Source organism: Azospirillum sp. TSH100 (genome assembly GCF_004923295.1).
Classification (GTDB): domain Bacteria; phylum Pseudomonadota; class Alphaproteobacteria; order Azospirillales; family Azospirillaceae; genus Azospirillum.
The window spans coordinates 69,957-87,208 of sequence record NZ_CP039634.1; the positions used below are offsets into that span (position 1 = coordinate 69,957).

General features: G+C 68.9%; 14 protein-coding genes. All 14 read left to right on the forward strand.

Annotation, left to right across the window (positions count from 1 at the left end):
* Position 1 precedes the first annotated feature (1 nt).
* The 14 genes from E6C72_RS00335 (at position 2) to lpxC (ending at position 17,147) form a co-directional block, all read left to right on the forward strand.
* A complete protein-coding gene (locus tag E6C72_RS00335) occupies positions 2-1,429 on the forward strand; it encodes a UDP-N-acetylmuramoyl-L-alanyl-D-glutamate--2,6-diaminopimelate ligase (protein WP_169055113.1) in 1,428 nt (475 codons plus the stop codon).
* Positions 1,426-2,934, forward strand: coding sequence for a UDP-N-acetylmuramoylalanyl-D-glutamyl-2,6-diaminopimelate--D-alanyl-D-alanine ligase (locus E6C72_RS00340; protein WP_109086216.1), 1,509 nt, complete (start codon positions 1,426-1,428; stop codon positions 2,932-2,934). Before E6C72_RS00335 ends, E6C72_RS00340 begins: the two co-directional genes overlap by 4 nt.
* A 9-nt stretch (positions 2,935-2,943) precedes the next feature.
* The gene (mraY, locus tag E6C72_RS00345) at positions 2,944-4,029 is read left to right on the forward strand and encodes a phospho-N-acetylmuramoyl-pentapeptide-transferase (protein ID WP_109086217.1); all 1,086 of its coding nucleotides are present in this window, start codon (positions 2,944-2,946) and stop codon (positions 4,027-4,029) included.
* 13 nt (positions 4,030-4,042) lie between these two features.
* Positions 4,043-5,464: a UDP-N-acetylmuramoyl-L-alanine--D-glutamate ligase gene (gene murD, locus E6C72_RS00350; protein ID WP_109086218.1), complete on the forward strand. Its 1,422-nt coding sequence runs from the start codon at positions 4,043-4,045 to the stop codon at positions 5,462-5,464.
* Positions 5,461-6,582: an FtsW/RodA/SpoVE family cell cycle protein gene (locus E6C72_RS00355; RefSeq protein ID WP_109086219.1), complete on the forward strand. Its 1,122-nt coding sequence runs from the start codon at positions 5,461-5,463 to the stop codon at positions 6,580-6,582. The genes murD and E6C72_RS00355 overlap by 4 nt, the downstream gene beginning before the upstream one ends.
* A 98-nt stretch (positions 6,583-6,680) precedes the next feature.
* The gene (locus tag E6C72_RS00360; protein WP_247875757.1) at positions 6,681-7,829 is read left to right on the forward strand and encodes a UDP-N-acetylglucosamine--N-acetylmuramyl-(pentapeptide) pyrophosphoryl-undecaprenol N-acetylglucosamine transferase; all 1,149 of its coding nucleotides are present in this window, start codon (positions 6,681-6,683) and stop codon (positions 7,827-7,829) included.
* A gap of 8 nt (positions 7,830-7,837) precedes the next feature.
* A complete protein-coding gene (locus E6C72_RS00365) occupies positions 7,838-8,077 on the forward strand; it encodes a hypothetical protein (RefSeq protein WP_244592762.1) in 240 nt (79 codons plus the stop codon).
* Between the two features lie 7 nt (positions 8,078-8,084).
* Positions 8,085-9,503, forward strand: a complete 1,419-nt coding sequence (gene murC / locus E6C72_RS00370; RefSeq protein WP_109086221.1) for a UDP-N-acetylmuramate--L-alanine ligase — start codon at positions 8,085-8,087, stop codon at positions 9,501-9,503.
* 14 nt (positions 9,504-9,517) lie between these two features.
* Entirely contained in the window at positions 9,518-10,450 is a 933-nt protein-coding gene (murB, locus tag E6C72_RS00375; protein ID WP_247875749.1) for a UDP-N-acetylmuramate dehydrogenase, read from the forward strand.
* Positions 10,447-11,394, forward strand: a complete 948-nt coding sequence (locus tag E6C72_RS00380; RefSeq protein WP_109086223.1) for a D-alanine--D-alanine ligase — start codon at positions 10,447-10,449, stop codon at positions 11,392-11,394. The genes murB and E6C72_RS00380 overlap by 4 nt, the downstream gene beginning before the upstream one ends.
* Complete coding sequence (locus E6C72_RS00385) at positions 11,379-12,338, forward strand: cell division protein FtsQ/DivIB (RefSeq protein WP_109086224.1); 960 nt, start codon at positions 11,379-11,381, stop codon at positions 12,336-12,338. Before E6C72_RS00380 ends, E6C72_RS00385 begins: the two co-directional genes overlap by 16 nt.
* Before the next feature lie 85 nt (positions 12,339-12,423).
* Positions 12,424-13,698 (forward strand): cell division protein FtsA, encoded by a 1,275-nt coding sequence (ftsA, locus tag E6C72_RS00390; protein ID WP_109086291.1) that lies wholly within the window; start codon positions 12,424-12,426, stop codon positions 13,696-13,698.
* A gap of 122 nt (positions 13,699-13,820) precedes the next feature.
* The gene (gene ftsZ / locus E6C72_RS00395) at positions 13,821-15,764 is read left to right on the forward strand and encodes a cell division protein FtsZ (protein WP_109086225.1); all 1,944 of its coding nucleotides are present in this window, start codon (positions 13,821-13,823) and stop codon (positions 15,762-15,764) included.
* A 447-nt stretch (positions 15,765-16,211) separates the two neighbouring features.
* On the forward strand, positions 16,212-17,147 hold the full coding sequence (gene lpxC / locus E6C72_RS00400; protein ID WP_247875750.1) for a UDP-3-O-acyl-N-acetylglucosamine deacetylase: 936 nt from the start codon (positions 16,212-16,214) through the stop codon (positions 17,145-17,147).
* The last annotated feature ends 105 nt before the right edge of the window (positions 17,148-17,252 follow it).

Genomic DNA, 17,252 nt, shown 5'->3' on the forward strand with positions numbered 1-17,252 from the left:
TGTGGCCGACCCCGACATCGCCGGGCTGACCGCCGACAGCCGGGCGGTCAGGCCCGGCTTCGTCTTTGCCGCTCTTCCCGGCGTGAAGGCCGACGGCCGCGCCTTCATTGCCGATGCGCTCGCCAAGGGCGCCGTCGCCGTGCTCGCGGCCGAGGGCACCGAACTGCCTGCCGGCTCGACCGCCGTCCTCCTGACCGATCCGCAGCCCCGCCTCGCCTTCGCGCACATGGCCGCCGCCTTCCATGGCGGGCGCCAGCCGGAAACGGTCGTGGCGGTCACCGGCACCAACGGCAAGACATCCACGGTCCAGTTCGCCGCACAGATCTGGGCCCGCATGGGCCTCTCCGCCGGCAGCCTGGGCACCTTGGGCCTGCTCTGCCCCGGCCTGCACGGCTATGGCGGGATGACGACCCCGGACCCGGTCTCGCTCCACCGCGACCTCGCGGCCGCCGCGGATGCCGGCATCGACCATCTGGCGATGGAAGCGTCCAGCCACGGCCTGGAGCAGTTCAGGCTCGACGGTGTGGCGATCAAAGCCGCCGGCTTCACCAACCTCACGCTCGATCACCTGGACTATCATGGCACAATGGAGGCGTATCGCGACGCCAAGGCGATGCTCTTCCAACGTGTTCTACCGTCAGGATGCACCGCCGTTCTGAACGCGGACAGTGATGACTTTCGTTTTCTTGCCACAATTTGTAACGAACGTGGCCATCGCGTCCTGTCCTATGGTCTGGCCGGCGCCGAGCTTCGGGTGACCGGGGTGGAGCCGCTGGCCCATGGTCAGCGCCTCGCCCTGTCCGTGCTCGGCAGCGATGTGACGGTGGACCTGCCGCTGGCGGGTCGCTTCCAGGCCTGGAACGTGCTCTGCGCACTGGGTCTGGTCATCGGTTCAGGCGGCGACGCCGCACAGGCGCTCGCCACCCTTCCCTCGCTGGAAGGCGTGCCGGGCCGGCTGCAGCATGTCGCGACCCACCCCAACGGGGCGACGGTCTATGTTGATTTCGCCCACACGCCGGACGCGCTGGAAACGGTGCTTCTGGCGCTGCGGTCGCATGCCGCGCGCCATCTGGTGACGGTTTTCGGCTGCGGCGGCGACCGCGACCGCAGCAAGCGGCCGGTGATGGGAGCATTGGCGGCCAGACTGGCCGACCGCGCCATCGTCACCGACGACAACCCGCGCACCGAGGATCCCGCCTTCGTGCGGAGCGAGGTGTTGGCCGGGGCCACCGGGGAACTGGCTGGCCGGCTGGAGGAGATCGGCGACCGGGCCGAGGCGATCCGCACCGCGGTGCGGCAGCTTCAGCCCGGCGACGTGCTGGTCATCGCCGGCAAGGGCCACGAACAGGGACAAACGATCGGCACCGAGGTGCGTCCGTTCGACGACGCGGACGAGGCCCGGAAAGCCGTAGCGGAGGTTGGAGCATGAGCGGGGACAAGACGGAGAAGGCGGTTCTCTGGACCGCGACGGATGCGGCAGCCGCCACCGGCGGGCGTCTGGCCGGCCCATCCGCCTGGACCGCCACCGGCGTCACCATCGACAGCCGCAAGGTTGCGCCGGGCGATCTGTTCGTCGCCATCCGCGGCCCGAATTTCGACGGCCACGCCTTCGTCGGCGCGGCATTCGCCGCCGGAGCCGTCGCCGCGCTGGTCGATCATCTCCCGGACGGGATTCCTGCGGACGCGCCGCTTCTGATCGCCCCGGCCGACACGCTGCAGTCGATGGCGGCGCTGGGTGCGGCGGCCCGGGCGCGCTGCGGTGCCCGCATGGTCGCCGTCACCGGTTCGGTCGGCAAGACCGGCAGCAAGGAGACCCTGCGCCACGTCCTGTCGGCGCAGGGGCCGACCTATGCCACCGAAGGCAGCCTGAACAACCACTGGGGCGTGCCGTTGTCGCTCGCCCGCCTGCCGGCCGACAGCGCCTATGGCGTTTTTGAGCTGGGGATGAACCACGCCGGTGAAATCGGGCCGCTGTCGCGGCAGGTCAAGCCGCATGTCGCCATCATCACGACCATCGAGGCGGTGCATCTGGAATTCTTCTCCGGCGTGGAAGCCATCGCCGACGCCAAGGCGGAGATCTTCGAGGGGATGGAAGCCGATGGCGTCGCCGTGCTGAACCGCGACAATGGGCAGTATGCCCGGCTGGCCGCCGCCGCACGCCGCCATGGCCTGACCAATATCTGGAGCTTCGGCGCCCATGAGGAAGCCGATGCCCGGCTGGTCGACTGCTCACTGCACGCGACGTGCAGTTCGGTGACCGCGGTCATCCGCGGCGAGCGTCTGCACTACAGCCTGTCGCAACCCGGCAAGCATTGGGTGATGAACAGCCTCGCGGTGCTGCTGGCAGTGAAGGCGATGGGTGCCGACGCGGCCGCCGCCGCCAGGTCCCTGTCCAGCCTCCAGCCGGTCAAGGGCCGCGGCACCCGCAAGCGCATACAGCTGCCGCAAGGTGCCTTCACCCTGATCGACGAAAGCTACAACGCCAGCCCGGCGGCGGTGGCGGCGACGCTGGAGGTGCTGGGCAAGATCGACCCCGGCGCCGGCGGCCGGCGCATCGCCGTGCTGGGCGACATGCGGGAACTGGGGGAGCGGGCAGACGCCCTGCATATCGGTTTGGCCGAACCGCTGCGCGCCGCGCAGGTCGATGCCGTCTATGCCTGCGGGCCGCACATGAAGGCGCTGTTCGACCGCCTGCCGGCAGCGATGCGCGGCGCCTGGGCCGAAACCAGCGTGGAGCTGGCCCCCATCGTGACCGGGGCCGTAAAAGGCGGCGACGTTATCATGGTCAAGGGGTCGCTGGGCAGTCGTACAGGTCTGATCGTCGATGCGCTCGCGGCACTCGACAGCGGGCGCGAAAGCGAGGACAAAGCGGCCTCCCGAACCACCAACCAGCCGCAGGCGGCCGCTCAAGGCCAGCAAGGCCCGCGAGGCTGACGGACCCAAATGCTCTATAACCTCCTCTTCGGTCTGGCCGACGTCTTCTCGCCGTTCAACCTGTTCCGGTACCTGACCTTCCGGACCGGCGGCGCCGTGATCACGTCGCTCGTCATCAGCTTCGTCTTCTTCCCCCGCCTGATCGCGTGGCTGAAGCGCAAGCAGGGCGAAGGCCAGCCCATCCGCGCCGACGGCCCCGAAAGCCATTTCAAGAAGAAGGGCACGCCCACCATGGGCGGCCTTATGATCCTGATCGCCATGACGGTCAGCACCGTGCTGTGGGCCGACATCACCAACGCCTATATCTGGATCGTCCTGCTGGTCACGATCGGCTACGGCCTGATCGGCTTCGGCGACGATTACCTGAAGCTGACCAAGCGCAACACCAAGGGGCTGTCCGGCCGCTTCCGCCTGGGCTGGGAGATCACCATCGGACTGGTCGCCTCGGCACTGATCATGTGGGTGTCGGCCCCTCCCCTGTCGGGCGGCGTGGCGGTCCCCTTCGTCAAGGATTTCCTGATCCAGCTGTCCTGGTTCTTCGTGCCGTTCGGCGCCTTCATCATGGTCGGCGCCTCGAACTCGGTGAACCTGACCGATGGGCTGGACGGGCTTGCCATCGTGCCGACGATGATCGCCGCCGGCTGCTTCGGCCTGATCTCCTACCTGTCGGGCAACGCGATCTTCGCCAACTACCTTCAGATCCACCACGTACCGGGCTCCGGCGAACTGGCGGTGTTCTGCGGCGCGCTGGTCGGCGCCGGGTTGGGCTTCCTTTGGTACAACGCCCCGCCCGCCATGGTCTTCATGGGCGACACCGGGTCGCTGTCGCTGGGCGGCGCCCTTGGCGCCGTCAGCGTGGTGACCAAGCACGAGATCGTGCTGGCCATCATCGGCGGCCTGTTCGTGCTGGAGACCGTGTCGGTGATCGTGCAGGTCGCCTCCTTCAAGCTGACCGGCAAGCGGGTGTTCCGCATGGCGCCGCTGCACCATCACTTCGAGAAAAAGGGCTGGGCCGAACCGACGGTGGTGATCCGCTTCTGGATCATCGCCTCGATCCTGGCGCTGGTCGGCCTGTCCACGCTGAAGCTGCGCTGAGGGGGGACCGGCGATGATCGATCTGTTCTACATGCAGGAGCTGCCCGTCGCGGTGATGGGGCTGGGCAAATCCGGCCTCGCCACCGCCCGCGCGCTGCGCGACAGCGGGGCCGAGGTGCGGGTGTGGGACGACAACCCCGCCTCCCGTGCCGCGGCGGAGGCCGAGGGCTTCGCCGTGGTCGATCTCGCCACCGCCGACCTGTCGGACCTGATGACCATCGTCTGGTCGCCCGGCATTCCCCACACCTTCCCCAAGCCGCATCCGGTGGCCGAACGTGCCAAGGCGCTGGGGATCGAACTGATCTGCGACATCGAGCTGCTTGGCCGGGCGGAGCGTGACTGCGCCTTCATCGGCATCACCGGCACCAACGGCAAGTCGACCACCACCACGCTGATCGGCCACATCCTGGCCGCCGCCGGTCGCAAGGCGGCGGTGGGCGGCAACCTCGGCACGCCGGTGCTCACCTTCGACCCCATCGGGTCCGGCGGCACCTGCGTCCTGGAGATGTCGAGCTATCAGCTGGAGCTGACCCACTCCATCACCTTCGACATCGCGGTCCTGCTGAACATCACGCCCGACCATCTCGCCCGCCATGGCGGGATGCAAGGCTACATCGCCGCCAAGAAACTGATCTTCCACCGCCAGACCCGGCCGCGCACCGCGGTGATCGGGGTGGACGACGAGCATTGCCGGAAGATCCACGCCGATCTGGTCGCTGCCGGCGACCAGCGCATCTGGCCGATCTCCGCCCAGGGACCGGTGCCCGGCGGCGTCTATGCCGCCGGGGGCTGGCTGATCGACGACACCGAAGGCGAGGCGGTCCGCGTCGCGGAACTGTCGGCGCTGCCCAGCCTGCTGGGCACCCACAACTGGCAGAACGCCGCCGCCGCCTTTGCCACCTGCAAGGCCGCCGGCCTGCCGGTGCCGGCGATCGTCGCGGCGATGGCGACCTTCCCCGGTCTCGCCCACCGGCAGCAGCTGGTCGGCACGCTGGAGGGGGTGCGCTTCGTCAACGACAGCAAGGCGACCAACGCCGACGCGACGGAAAAGGCGCTGGCGACCTTCGACCCGATCTATTGGATCCTCGGCGGGCAGGCCAAGGACACCGGGCTGAAGGGGCTGGAGGGCTATATGGGGCGCGTCCGGCACGCCTTCCTGATCGGCGAGGCGCAGGAACAATTCGCCGCATGGCTTGACGCACAAGGCGTTGCTTATACACGCTGCGGAACGCTGGATGTTGCGACCGCGAAGGCGGCCGGACTGGCCTTGGCGGAGCGGTTGGACGGCGCTTGCGTGCTGTTGTCCCCAGCTTGCGCATCGTGGGACCAGTTCGCCAATTTCGAGAAGCGTGGCGAGGCCTTCGCCGCCTATGTCGCGGGCGTTATCAGCGCGCATGAGCACACCGGGGACGGCACCAGCGGGGGCGTTGCATGATCACCTTCGACCGCACCGACCAATCGATCTTCGGCCGCTGGTGGTGGACCGTCGACCGCTGGCAGCTGGGCGCCGTCGCCCTGCTGATGTTCCTGGGCACCGTCCTGATCACGGCGGCCAGCCCGCCGGTGGCCGAGCGCATCGGCATCCAGGATACCTTCTATTTCGTCGAACGCCACGTGATGATGCTGATCCCCGCGGTCGTCATCATGATCGGCGTCTCGCTGCTCAGCCCGCGCGGCGTGCGCCGGGTGGCGCTGGGCGTGTTCCTGATCTCGGTGGCGCTGGTCTACGCCACCCTGGTGGTGGGCGTGGAGATCAAGGGTGCGCGCCGCTGGATCCATGTCCCCGGCCTGTCGATCCAGCCGTCGGAGTTTGTGAAGCCGGCCTTCGCCGTGGTGGCGGCGTGGCTGTTCTCGCTGTCGCGCACCAACCCGGGCTTCCCCGGCGCCCTGGTGTCGATGGCGCTCTACGGCATCACCATGGCCGGCCTGATCCTTCAGCCCGATCTGGGCATGACCTTCGTCGTCTCCGCAGTCTGGTTCACCCAGTTCTTCCTGGCCGGGCTGAACCTGGTGCTGGTGATGGGGCTCGGCGGGTTGGGCGTGGTCGGTCTGGTCGGCGCCTATTACACGCTGCCGCACGTCACCAGCCGCATCAACCGCTTCCTCGACCCGCATGCCGGCGACAATTATCAGGTCAACCGCTCGCTGGAGGCCTTCGCCAACGGCGGACTGATGGGCACCGGCCCCGGTCAGGGCACGGTGAAGTTCTATCTGCCCGACAGCCATGCCGACTTCATCTTCGCGGTGGCGGGCGAGGAACTGGGCCTGATCTTCTGCCTTGGGCTGGTGGTGCTGTTCGCCTTCGTCGTGTTGCGCGGATTCGCCCGTGTCTTCAATGACAACAACTACTTCGTCCTGCTTGCCGCCGCCGGTCTTCTGATTCAGTTCGGGCTTCAGGCAGCGATCAACATGGGTTCGTCCTTGCATCTTATGCCGACCAAGGGCATGACCCTGCCGTTCATCTCCTACGGCGGCTCCTCGCTGCTTGCTCTCGGGTTCGGCATGGGTATGGTTCTGGCACTGACACGCAAACGCTTCGGCCCCGCGGAATGAGGAGGCCGACCGACTTGAGCGCAACGGGATTCGATGCGGGCTTCGACGCCGACGCCAACAAGGTGATCGTGCTGGCGGCCGGCGGCACCGGCGGACACATGTTCCCGGCCGAGGCGCTGGCACGCGAGCTGCTGGCCCGCGGCCGTGCGGTGACGCTGGTGACCGACAAGCGCGGCCACGCCTTCGGCGAAAGCCTGCCGGAGGTTGCGGTCCACCGCATTCGCGCCGCATCCCCCGGTGCCGGCATCGTCGGCAAGCTGAAGGCCGCCCTGCAGATGGGTCTCGGCCTGCTGGAGGCGCGGGCGCTGATGCGCCGGCTCGATCCCGCAGCGGTCATCGGCTTCGGCGGCTACCCGTCGGTCCCCACCGTCTATGCCGCCATCCAGTCGAAGCTGCCGACCCTGCTGCACGAACAGAACGCCGTGTTGGGCCGCGCCAACCGGATGCTGATCGCCGGAGCGCGCCGCATCGCCGTCGCCTTCCCCGACATCGAGAAGCTGGGCGAGACGCAGCGCGCCAAGATCGTCCGCACCGGCAATCCGGTCCGCCCGGCGATCGCCGCCCGCCGCCTGTCTCCCTACGAGGCGCCGCAGGCCGGCGGCCCGGTCCGCCTGCTGGTGATGGGCGGCAGCCAGGGCGCCCGCGTCTTCTCCGAGGTGATCCCCGCGGCGCTGGCCCTGCTGCCCGAGGCGATGCGCGCCCGCATCCATCTGGCGCAGCAGTGCCGCCCGGAGGATCTGGAGGCTGCCCGCGACGCCCTGGAACCGCTCGGCCTTGCCCGGCTGGAGCTTCAGACCTTCTTCCGCGATGTGCCGGAACGGCTGGCCGCCTGCCACCTCGCCATCACGCGCGCCGGCGCCTCCACCATCGCCGAGCTGACCTGCGTCGGCCGTCCGGCGATCCTGGTGCCCTACCCGCATGCCACCGACGACCATCAGACCGCCAACGCCCGCCATCTGGCGGGGGCCGGGGCCGCCTGGCTGGTGCCGCAACCCTCCTTCACCGCAAGCGCGCTGGCGGAGCGGCTGTCCACCCTGCTGGCCGATCCGCAGGCGCTCGCCGACGCCGCTCGCGCCGCCCATGACTGGGGCACCGCCGACGCCGCCACCGCGCTGGCCGACGCCGTGCTGGCGATGCTGGGCGGCGGCCCGGCCACTCTTACCCACCACACCCACTCCGACCACGACCAATCCCACCACGCCCGGCGCTCGTCCGCCGGCGCCAGCGCCAAGGGGGCCGCGGAATGATGAAACCCATGCGGAATCTGACCCGGCCGACGCCGCGTCCGCTGCAGGACTGGCCGGCGGACATGACGCGGACCGAGGGTGGCTGGTACAACCGTCCGGGCTGTCCGCTGGTGCCGCGCTTCCTCGCCGAAGGCGGCTTCCTGCGCGACCGCCTGTCGATGATCCACGGATCGCAACCCCTCCCCAACGACCTGTCCGACGGGGCGGTCGACGCCACCCTTCGCCTGATGCTTCGCCGCGGAAAGTAAGCCTGACATGCGCGCCCTCCCCCTCTCGATCGGCACCATCCACTTCGTCGGCATCGGCGGCATCGGCATGAGCGGCATCGCCGAGGTGCTGCGGAACCTGGGCTATACCGTCCAGGGCTCCGACCTTGCCGAGAACGCCAACGTCAAGCGCCTGCGCGAGCTGGGCATCAAGGTGTTCGTCGGCCATCGGGCCGAGAACATCGCCGGCGCGGCCGTCGTCGTCGTCTCCTCCGCCGTCAAGCGCGACAATCCGGAGGTGGTGGCAGCCCGTGCCGCCCTGGTGCCGGTGGTCCGCCGCGCCGAGATGCTGGGCGAGCTGATGCGCCTGAAATGGGCGATCGCCATCGGCGGCACCCATGGCAAGACCACGACCACCTCGATGGTCGGCCATATGCTGGAGCACGCCAACCTCGACCCGACCGTCATCAACGGCGGCATCATCAACGCCTACGGCTCCAACACCCGGCTCGGCACCGGCGACTGGATGGTGGTGGAGGCGGACGAGAGCGACGGCACCTTCGTCAAGCTGCCGGCTTGCATCGCCGTCGTCACCAACATGGATCCGGAGCATCTGGACTTCTACGGCACCTTCGACAACGCGCGGGCGGCCTTCGACAGCTTCGTGCAGAACATCCCCTTCTACGGCTTTGCGGCGCTCTGCATCGACCATCCCGAGGTGCAGGCGATGATCCCGCGCGTGTCGGACCGCCGCATCGTCACCTACGGCTTCTCGCCGCAGGCCGACATCCGCGCGGTCAACGTGGAACTGGGTCCGGACGGCGCCAAGTACGACGTGCTGATCTATGACCGCCACACCGGCGAGAGCCGCGCCATCGCCGGCGTGCGCCTGCCGATGTACGGGCCGCACAACGTCCAGAACTCGCTGGCCTGCTTCGCCGTGGGCAACGAGATGGGCCTGCCCGACGTGGTGATGCGCGACAGCATGGCCAAGTTCCAGGGCGTGAAGCGCCGCTTCACCAAGACCGGCGAGGCCAACGGCATCACCGTCATCGACGATTACGGCCACCATCCGGTGGAGATCGCCGCCGTGCTGAAGGCCGCGCGCACCGCTGGCACAGGCCGCACCATCGCCGTGGTCCAACCCCACCGCTACTCCCGCCTCGCCGCCCTGTTCGAGGAGTTCTGCACCTGCTTCAACGACGCCGACGCCGTGATCGTCGCCGACGTCTATGCCGCCGGCGAGGCTCCGATCGAGGGTGTCAGCCGCGACAGCCTGGTGGAGGGCCTGCGCATGCATGGTCACCGCCATGTCGTGGCCCTGCACACCCAGCAGGAACTGGCCCAGGTGGTGCGCGAGATGGCCAAGCCCGGCGACTTCGTCGTCTGCCTCGGCGCCGGCAACATCACCCAGTGGGCGAACGCCCTGCCGGGCGAGCTGGCCGCCCTCTATGGCGCGACGCGATGACGGCGGCGCCGCGCATGAGCGCCCCTGACGGTCAATTGATCGAGCGGATGCCCGCTGTGCGCGGCCGGCTGACCGCCGATGCCCCGCTGGCGCCGGTGACATGGTTCCGCGTCGGCGGGCCGGCGGAGGTGATGTTCCGCCCGGCCGATGCCGACGATCTCGCCGACTTCCTGGCCGCGCTGCCGGCCGAGGTGCCGGTGACGGTGATCGGCGTCGCCTCGAACCTGCTGGTGCGGGACGGCGGCGTGCCGGGCGTCACCATCCGGCTCGGCCGCGGCTTCACCGACATCGCGGCGAATGGAATGACACTGACCGCCGGTGCCGCGGCGCTCGACCTCAACGTCGCCATGGTCGCCCGCGACGCCGGCATCGCCGGGCTGGAGTTCCTGTCCGGCATTCCCGGCACCATCGGCGGCGCCCTGCGCATGAACGGCGGCGCCTATGGCCGCGAGCTGGCCGACGTGCTGGTGTCGGCCACCGCTGTGGCGCGCGACGGCCGGCGGCTGGCGTTCAGCCATACCGGCATGGGCTTCACCTACCGCCACAGCGCCGCCCCGGAGGATTGCATCTTCACCGGCGCCGTGCTGCGCGGCGAGCCCGGCAATCCGCTGGAGATCGCCCGGCGCATGGCCGAGATCTCCGACAAGCGCGCCGACAGCCAGCCGGTCCGCTCGCGCACAGGCGGCTCGACCTTCAAGAATCCTGAGGGGTTCAAGGCCTGGGAGCTGATCGACAGGGCCGGCTGCCGCGGCCTGTCCATCGGCGATGCCCAGGTGTCGGAAAAGCACTGCAACTTCCTGATCAACAACGGCACGGCCACCGCCGCCCAGCTGGAAGCGCTGGGCGAGGAGGTCCGCCGCCGCGTGTTCGAGACCAGCGGCGTCATGCTGGACTGGGAAATCAAGCGTATCGGCATCCCTGCCGCCGAAGGAAGCACAGCACAATGACCGAAGCCCTGCTCCACGCCCACAAGAAGCATGTCGCCGTCCTGATGGGCGGCTGGTCGGCCGAGCGCGAGGTGTCGCTGGTCAGCGGGGCCGGCGTCGCCAAGGCGCTGGAGGAGGAAGGTTACCGCGTCACCGCCATCGACGTGCAGCGCGACCTGGGCGGACTGATGCACGCCCTGACCAGCCCGCGCCCCGACGTGGTGTTCAACGCCCTGCACGGCCGCGGCGGCGAGGACGGGACGATCCAGGGCGTTCTGGAGTTCCTGGGCCTGCCCTATACCCATTCGGGCGTCCAGGCCGCCGCCGTCGCGATGGACAAGGCGATGACCAAGCGCGTGTTGGACACCGTCGGCATCCGCTCGCCCAAGGGTCTTGTGCTGTCCCGTGGGGAGATCACCGGCGGCGCCCACCCCATGCCGGCGCCCTATATCGTCAAGCCTGTGGACGAAGGCTCGACCGTTGGCGTAACCCTGGTCCGCGAGGGGCAGAACAGCCCGGTCGGCGATGCGTGGACTTTCGGGGAGCGCGCGCTGGTCGAGGAGTTCATCCCCGGTCGCGAACTGACCGTGGGCGTCATGGGTGACCGCGCTTTGGCGGTGACCGAGATCGTCTTCCAGGCTCAGGTCTACGACTACACCGCGAAATACAGTGCCGGCCACGCCGTTCACACCATCCCCGCCGCGATCCCCGAGGCCGTGGCGGAGGAGGCGAAGCGGCTGGCGGTGCTGGCGCACCACACCCTGGGCTGCCGGGGCGTGTCGCGCAGCGACTTCCGCTGGGATGACAGCCGGCCGGGAACGGACGGCCTGTATTTCCTGGAGATCAACAACCAGCCGGGCATGACGCCCCTGTCGCTGGTGCCCGAACAGGCCGCGCATGTGGGGATCACCTACGGCGCGCTGGTCGGCTGGCTGGTGGAGAATGCCGCATGTCAGCTCGCCTGATGGCCAACCCGGACTTCCGCGCCGCCGCCGGTGCGCGCGCCCGGGACGAGATGCCGACCCCGCCGCGCGCCATGGCCGCATCGGCGGAAAAGGGCAAGCGACGCCGTGCCTGGCCGCGCTGGACCCGCTCCGCTGTCAAGGCGGCGCTGCTGCTGGTGCCGGTGCTGGGGTTGACTGCCGCCGCAGGCTCCGCCTGGAAGCGCGGCAATCTGGCAGACACGATCGAGGCGGCGCAGGAAAGCGTCATCCGGCTGACCGGCGACATGGGCTTCCGCCTGTCGGAGATCCTGGTGGTCGGCCGCAGCGAGACCGAACGCGACGTGGTTCTCGACGCGCTGGGCGTGCGCCGGGGCGAGCCGATCCTGTCCATCGACCTCGCCGACGCCAAGCAGCGGCTGGAGGAACTGCCCTGGGTGTCGTCGGCCTCGATCGAGCGGCGGCTGCCCGGCTTCCTCTACATCCGCCTGTCCGAACGCCAACCGATGGCGATCTGGCAACATGACCGCCAGTTCACCGTCATCGACCGCGCCGGCCGGCCGCTGGCCGACGCGGCGGAACTGGCGCGCCGCGGCAACCAGCGGATCGAGACCCTGCCGCAGGTGATCGGCGCCAATGCGCCGCAGCAGGTCCACACCCTGCTGTCGGCGCTGGACGGCGCGCCGACCATCGCGCCGATGCTGTCCTCGGCCAGCTGGATCAGCGACCGCCGCTGGAACCTTCAGCTCAGCAACGGCGTGACGGTGAAGCTGCCGGAAGGCACCGCCGAGATGCGCCGCGCGCTGCGTCAGCTGGAGCAGATGCATACGGCCAGCCATGTGCTGGACCGCGACATCGTCGCCATCGACCTGCGCCTGCCCGACAAGGCGGCGATCCAGACCTCCGCCACCGCCCAGCTTCCGGGCTGGGAGGACGACACGAAGAAGAAGAACGGCAAGAAATCGTAAGGGTGGCCGGCGACAGACTCTTGTGGGGAAGAGCGTATCGACGGACAACAGGAGTAGAGGGAAAGTCTTGGGGGGTATGTTCGGGATGGGATTCAACGGTGCCAAGAAGCCGAAGCGGCCGGCCCGTGGCGGGATCGTCACGGCGCTGGACGTCGGCTCGACGAAGGTGTGCTGCGTCATCGCGCGGATGGAGGAGCCCGGCTCCCTCCGCGTGATCGGCGTCGGCCATCAGATCGCCACGGGCATCCGCGCCGGGACCATCATCGACATGGAGGCGGCGGAGACCTCGATCGGCGCCGCCGTGCATGCCGCCGAACAGATGGCCGGCGAGACGGTGCATGACGTCGTCGTCAACCTGTCGATGGGCCATCCGCGCTCCCACGCCTTCACCGCCACCGTTCCGGTCTCCGGCCAGGAGGTGACGGAGGGCGACATCCGCCGCGCCATGGCCCATGCCCGCACCCTGCAGGCCGGCCCAGATCAGGCGCTGATCCACACCATTCCGCTGGGCTTCAGCCTGGACGGCAGCCGCGGCATCCGCGATCCCAAGGGGATGAGCGGCCATACGCTGGGCGCCCAGCTGCATGTCGTCACCGCCGCGGCCGGCGCCATCCGCACGCTGCACGCCTGCATCGCCCGCTGCCACCTGAACATCGAGTCCATTGTCGTCAGCCCCTTCGCCTCCGGCCTCGCCTGTCTGGTCGAGGACGAGATGGAGATGGGCGCGGCCTGCGTCGATATCGGCGGCGGCGGCACCACCATCTCGATCTTCGCCGAGGGCAATCTGGTGTGGACCGGCTTCGTGCCCCTGGGCGGCCGTCATGTCACCAACGACATCGCGCACGGACTGGCCACGCCGCTGGTCCATGCCGAGCGGCTGAAGGTGCTTTACGGCAGCGCCCGGGTGAACCCGGCCGACGAGCGCGAGATGATCGAGGTTCCGCAGATCGGCGAGGACGAGCGCAGCGGCAGCGGCACCGCCAGCCACCCGCGCTCCTTCCTGGTCAGCATCATCCAGGCGCGGATGGAAGAGATTTTCGAAGAGGTGCGCAGCGCCATCGAGCAGTCGGGCCATTCCCAGCTGGTCGGCCGGCGCGTCGTGCTGACCGGCGGCGCCAGCCAGCTGCCCAACACACGCGAGATGGCCGCCCCCATCCTGGACAAGCAGGTCCGCATCGCCCGCCCGACCCGGATCGCCGGCCTCAACGAAGCGCATGGCGGTCCGGCCTTCTCGACGGTGGCGGGCCTTCTTCTACACGCCGTCCGCAACCCGACGGAGCTGATGGTGACCGGCCAAGAGGCGGTCGCGTCATCCGGACTCCTCGGCCGCGTCGGCCTGTGGCTGCGGGAGAATCTCTAGATGATTCCGCCCGCAGCCATTCACCGATTCCCGAACGGACAGACACCGGACACAACCGGGCGCCGGTCGCGGCATATCAAACATCAAACCCAACGAAAACAGGTTGTGGAGGCCTGCACAGAATGATCAACGTGACCATCCCCCAGATCGAGCCCGAACTGAAGCCGCGCATCACCGTGTTCGGCGTCGGCGGGGCCGGCGGCAACGCCGTCAACAACATGATCAAGTCGAACCTGGAAGGCGTGGACTTCGTCGTCGGCAACACCGACGCGCAGGCGCTGAAGGGTTCCTTGTGCGAGAAGCGCATCCAGCTGGGCACCGGCACCACCCGCGGCCTTGGCGCCGGCTCCAAGCCGGACGTCGGCCGGGCCTCGGCCGAGGAGCAGATCGACGAGATCGTCCAGTATCTCGAAGGCTCCAACATGGTGTTCATCACCGCCGGCATGGGCGGCGGCACCGGCACCGGTGCTGCCCCGGTCATCGCGCGCGCGGCCCGCGAGCGCGGCATCCTGACCGTCGGCGTCGTCACCAAGCCCTTCCATTTCGAGGGCGGTCACCGCATGCGGCTGGCGGAAGGCGGCATCGCCGAGCTTCAGCAGTATGTCGACACCCTCATCATCATCCCGAACCAGAACCTGTTCCGCATCGCCAACGAGAAGACGACCTTCGCGGACGCCTTCAAGATGGCCGACGACGTTCTGCATTCGGGCGTGCGCGGCGTCACCGACCTGATGGTGATGCCCGGCCTGATCAACCTGGATTTCGCCGACATCCGGTCCGTGATGACCGAGATGGGCAAGGCGATGATGGGCACTGGCGAGGCCGGTGGCGAACGCCGTGCCATCGAGGCCGCCGAGGCCGCCATCTCGAACCCGCTGCTGGACGACGTGTCGATGAAGGGTGCCCGCGGCGTCCTCATCAACATCACCGGCGGCTACGACATGACCTTGTTCGAGGTCGACGAGGCGGCCAACCGCGTCCGTGACGAGGTCGATCCCGATGCCAACATCATCTTCGGCTCGACCTTCGACAGCTCGCTGGACGGCGTGATGCGCGTGTCGGTCGTCGCCACCGGCATCGACGCAGCGGCGATGAGCAACCCGCGCACCCTGCACCCGGTCAACCTGTCGCTCGTCCCCGGCGATCGCGCCAAGAAGCCGGCGGCCCCCGGCAACCTGACCGGTGCCCCGGCTCCGGCCGCCGCCCAGGCTTCGGCGATCCCCAGCGCCGCCGCCGGCCTGCGCACGCCGCAGCCGGTCACCGCCGGTGCTGCCGCCATCCAGCACGATCCGGCGCAGCCGGTCCAGCAGCATCAGCCGCATGTCGAAGCGCCGAAGCCCGCCACCGGCCCGCTGCATGGTGAGAATCAGGGGGGCCACTTCTTCGCGCCGAAGCCCGCCGATGCCCCGCGCCAGCCGGTGACCGTCGGCACCGCGCCGCTGTCGACCCCGCAGCAGCCGGCCCACCAGCAGCACGCCCCGCAGGCGCCGCTGATGCAGGGCCACCAGCATCCGCAGCATCAGCCCCAGCACCAGCCGCAGCAGCCGGCTCCGATGGCGCCTCCGCAGCATCACCACCACGCCGCTCCCCAGGCGCATCAGCAGCATCCGGGCGGCCTGTCCGTCGGTCCGGCCCCGGCCCCCGCGCCGGAACCGGCGCCGGCCCGCAAGGGCAATTTCCTGTTCGGTCTGGTGACCGGCCTCGGCCGCAAGTCCGAGCCGGCGCACCCGCCGGCGCCGCAGCCCGTTCCCCAGCCGGCCCCGCAGGCCTACCAGCCGCAGCCGGCCCCGCAGCAGTATCAGCCGGCTCCCCAGGGCTATCCGCAGCAGCCGGCCTACCCGCAGCAGCAGCCGCAGGCTCCGCACCAGGGCTATCCGGCGGGCCATCAGTATCCGGCAGCCCCGCAACAGCCGGTCTATCAGCCGCAGCAGTCCGCCCCGCAGCAGCCGGCGCCGGGCTACCCCACCGCTCCGCAGCCGCAGGCGCCGGCCCCGCGGGCCGATGCCAAGCCGGGTGAGCAGGAGGAACTGGACATCCCGGCCTTCCTGCGCCGTCAGGCCAACTGAGCGGCTGGAACGTCCGGACGTGAACCGATCTCGGCCGCCATACCCGACGCCGCCATACCCGACTTGGTGTCGAGCGACTTCGGGTCAGGCGTGGCGGCCAGCCGATCCCGGCGAAAGCCGGAGATAACCGCCGTCGCCGCAGCCTCCTAATCGCGGCGCCGGCGGCTCCACAACCTGACCGAACCTCTCGGACCCCGGTGATGCCCTCATGCATCGCCGGGGATTTTTTATTGCCGGTTTTTTAGCGGGAGACACTGATTGCTTGCGTCACGAGCCAGTTTTGCCCTGCAACAAACGGTAACAATGAGTGATTTGCCGATTTCCAAGCCCGGGTGTTACCTATCAGCATGGTCGAAAGCGAAAGCCGCCGACGTGATGGTCTTCAAAGACCAAGCGGCGCGGCATCGTTGGAAACCTCTCCTTCACGACCAAGATGGAAAAGACATCGTGGCCAACAATCGCAGCAATGTGGACGGCATGTTCCAGCAGACCCTGAAGAAGTCGGTGACCATCGCCGGCGTCGGGCTGCATTCGGGCGTCATCGTCACGCTGACGATTTCGCCGGCCGATGCGAATTCCGGGATCACCTTCCTGCGCACCGATTGCCATGGCGCTGCCGCCGTCATTCCGGCGCGCTGGGACACGGTGGTGGACACCCGCCTGTGCACCGTGATCGGCAATGAACACGGCACCACCGTCGGCACGATCGAACATCTGATGTCGGCGCTGGCCGGCTGCGGCATCGACAACGCCATCGTGTCGCTGGACGGCATCGAGGTGCCGATCATGGACGGCAGCGCCGCCCCCTTCGTCGCCGCCATCGAGCAGGCCGGCATCGCCGTGCAGAAGTCGCCCCGCCGCTTCATCCGCATCCTGAAGCCGGTCGTCATCGGCGACGGCGTCAAGAGCGCGTCCTTCACCCCCGACGACGCCACCAGCTACAGCTTCGAGATCGACTTCGACAGCGCCGCCATCTCCCGTCAGGCCCGCGCCCTGGAGATCGATCCGGAGAGCTTCAAGGACGAGATCAGCAGCGCGCGCACCTTCGGCTTCCTGCATGAAGTCGAGGGGCTGCGCAAGATGGGCCTCGCCCGTGGCGGTTCGCTGGACAACGCGGTGGTCATCTCCGGCGATACGGTGATGAACGCCGAGGGCCTGCGGTTCAAGGACGAGTTCGTGCGTCACAAGATCCTGGATGCCGTCGGCGACCTGTATCTGGCCGGTGCGCCGATCGTCGGCCATTTCCACGGCGTGCGCTCCGGCCACGCCTTGAACAACCAGTTGCTGCGCGCCCTGTTCGCCGACCGCGGCGCCTGGCGCTACGAGACGGCGGTGTCGCTGCCGGTCACGCGCCGCGGCCTGGAGCATCTGGCGGTCGCCTGATCGTCGTCATTGTCCGGGATGGTCTTTTTTGCGATGTCTGCCCCTGCCCTCCCCCACCGGGGAGGGCTTTTTCTTTGCGCGCGCTCCCCTCCCCCGCCGGCCCGG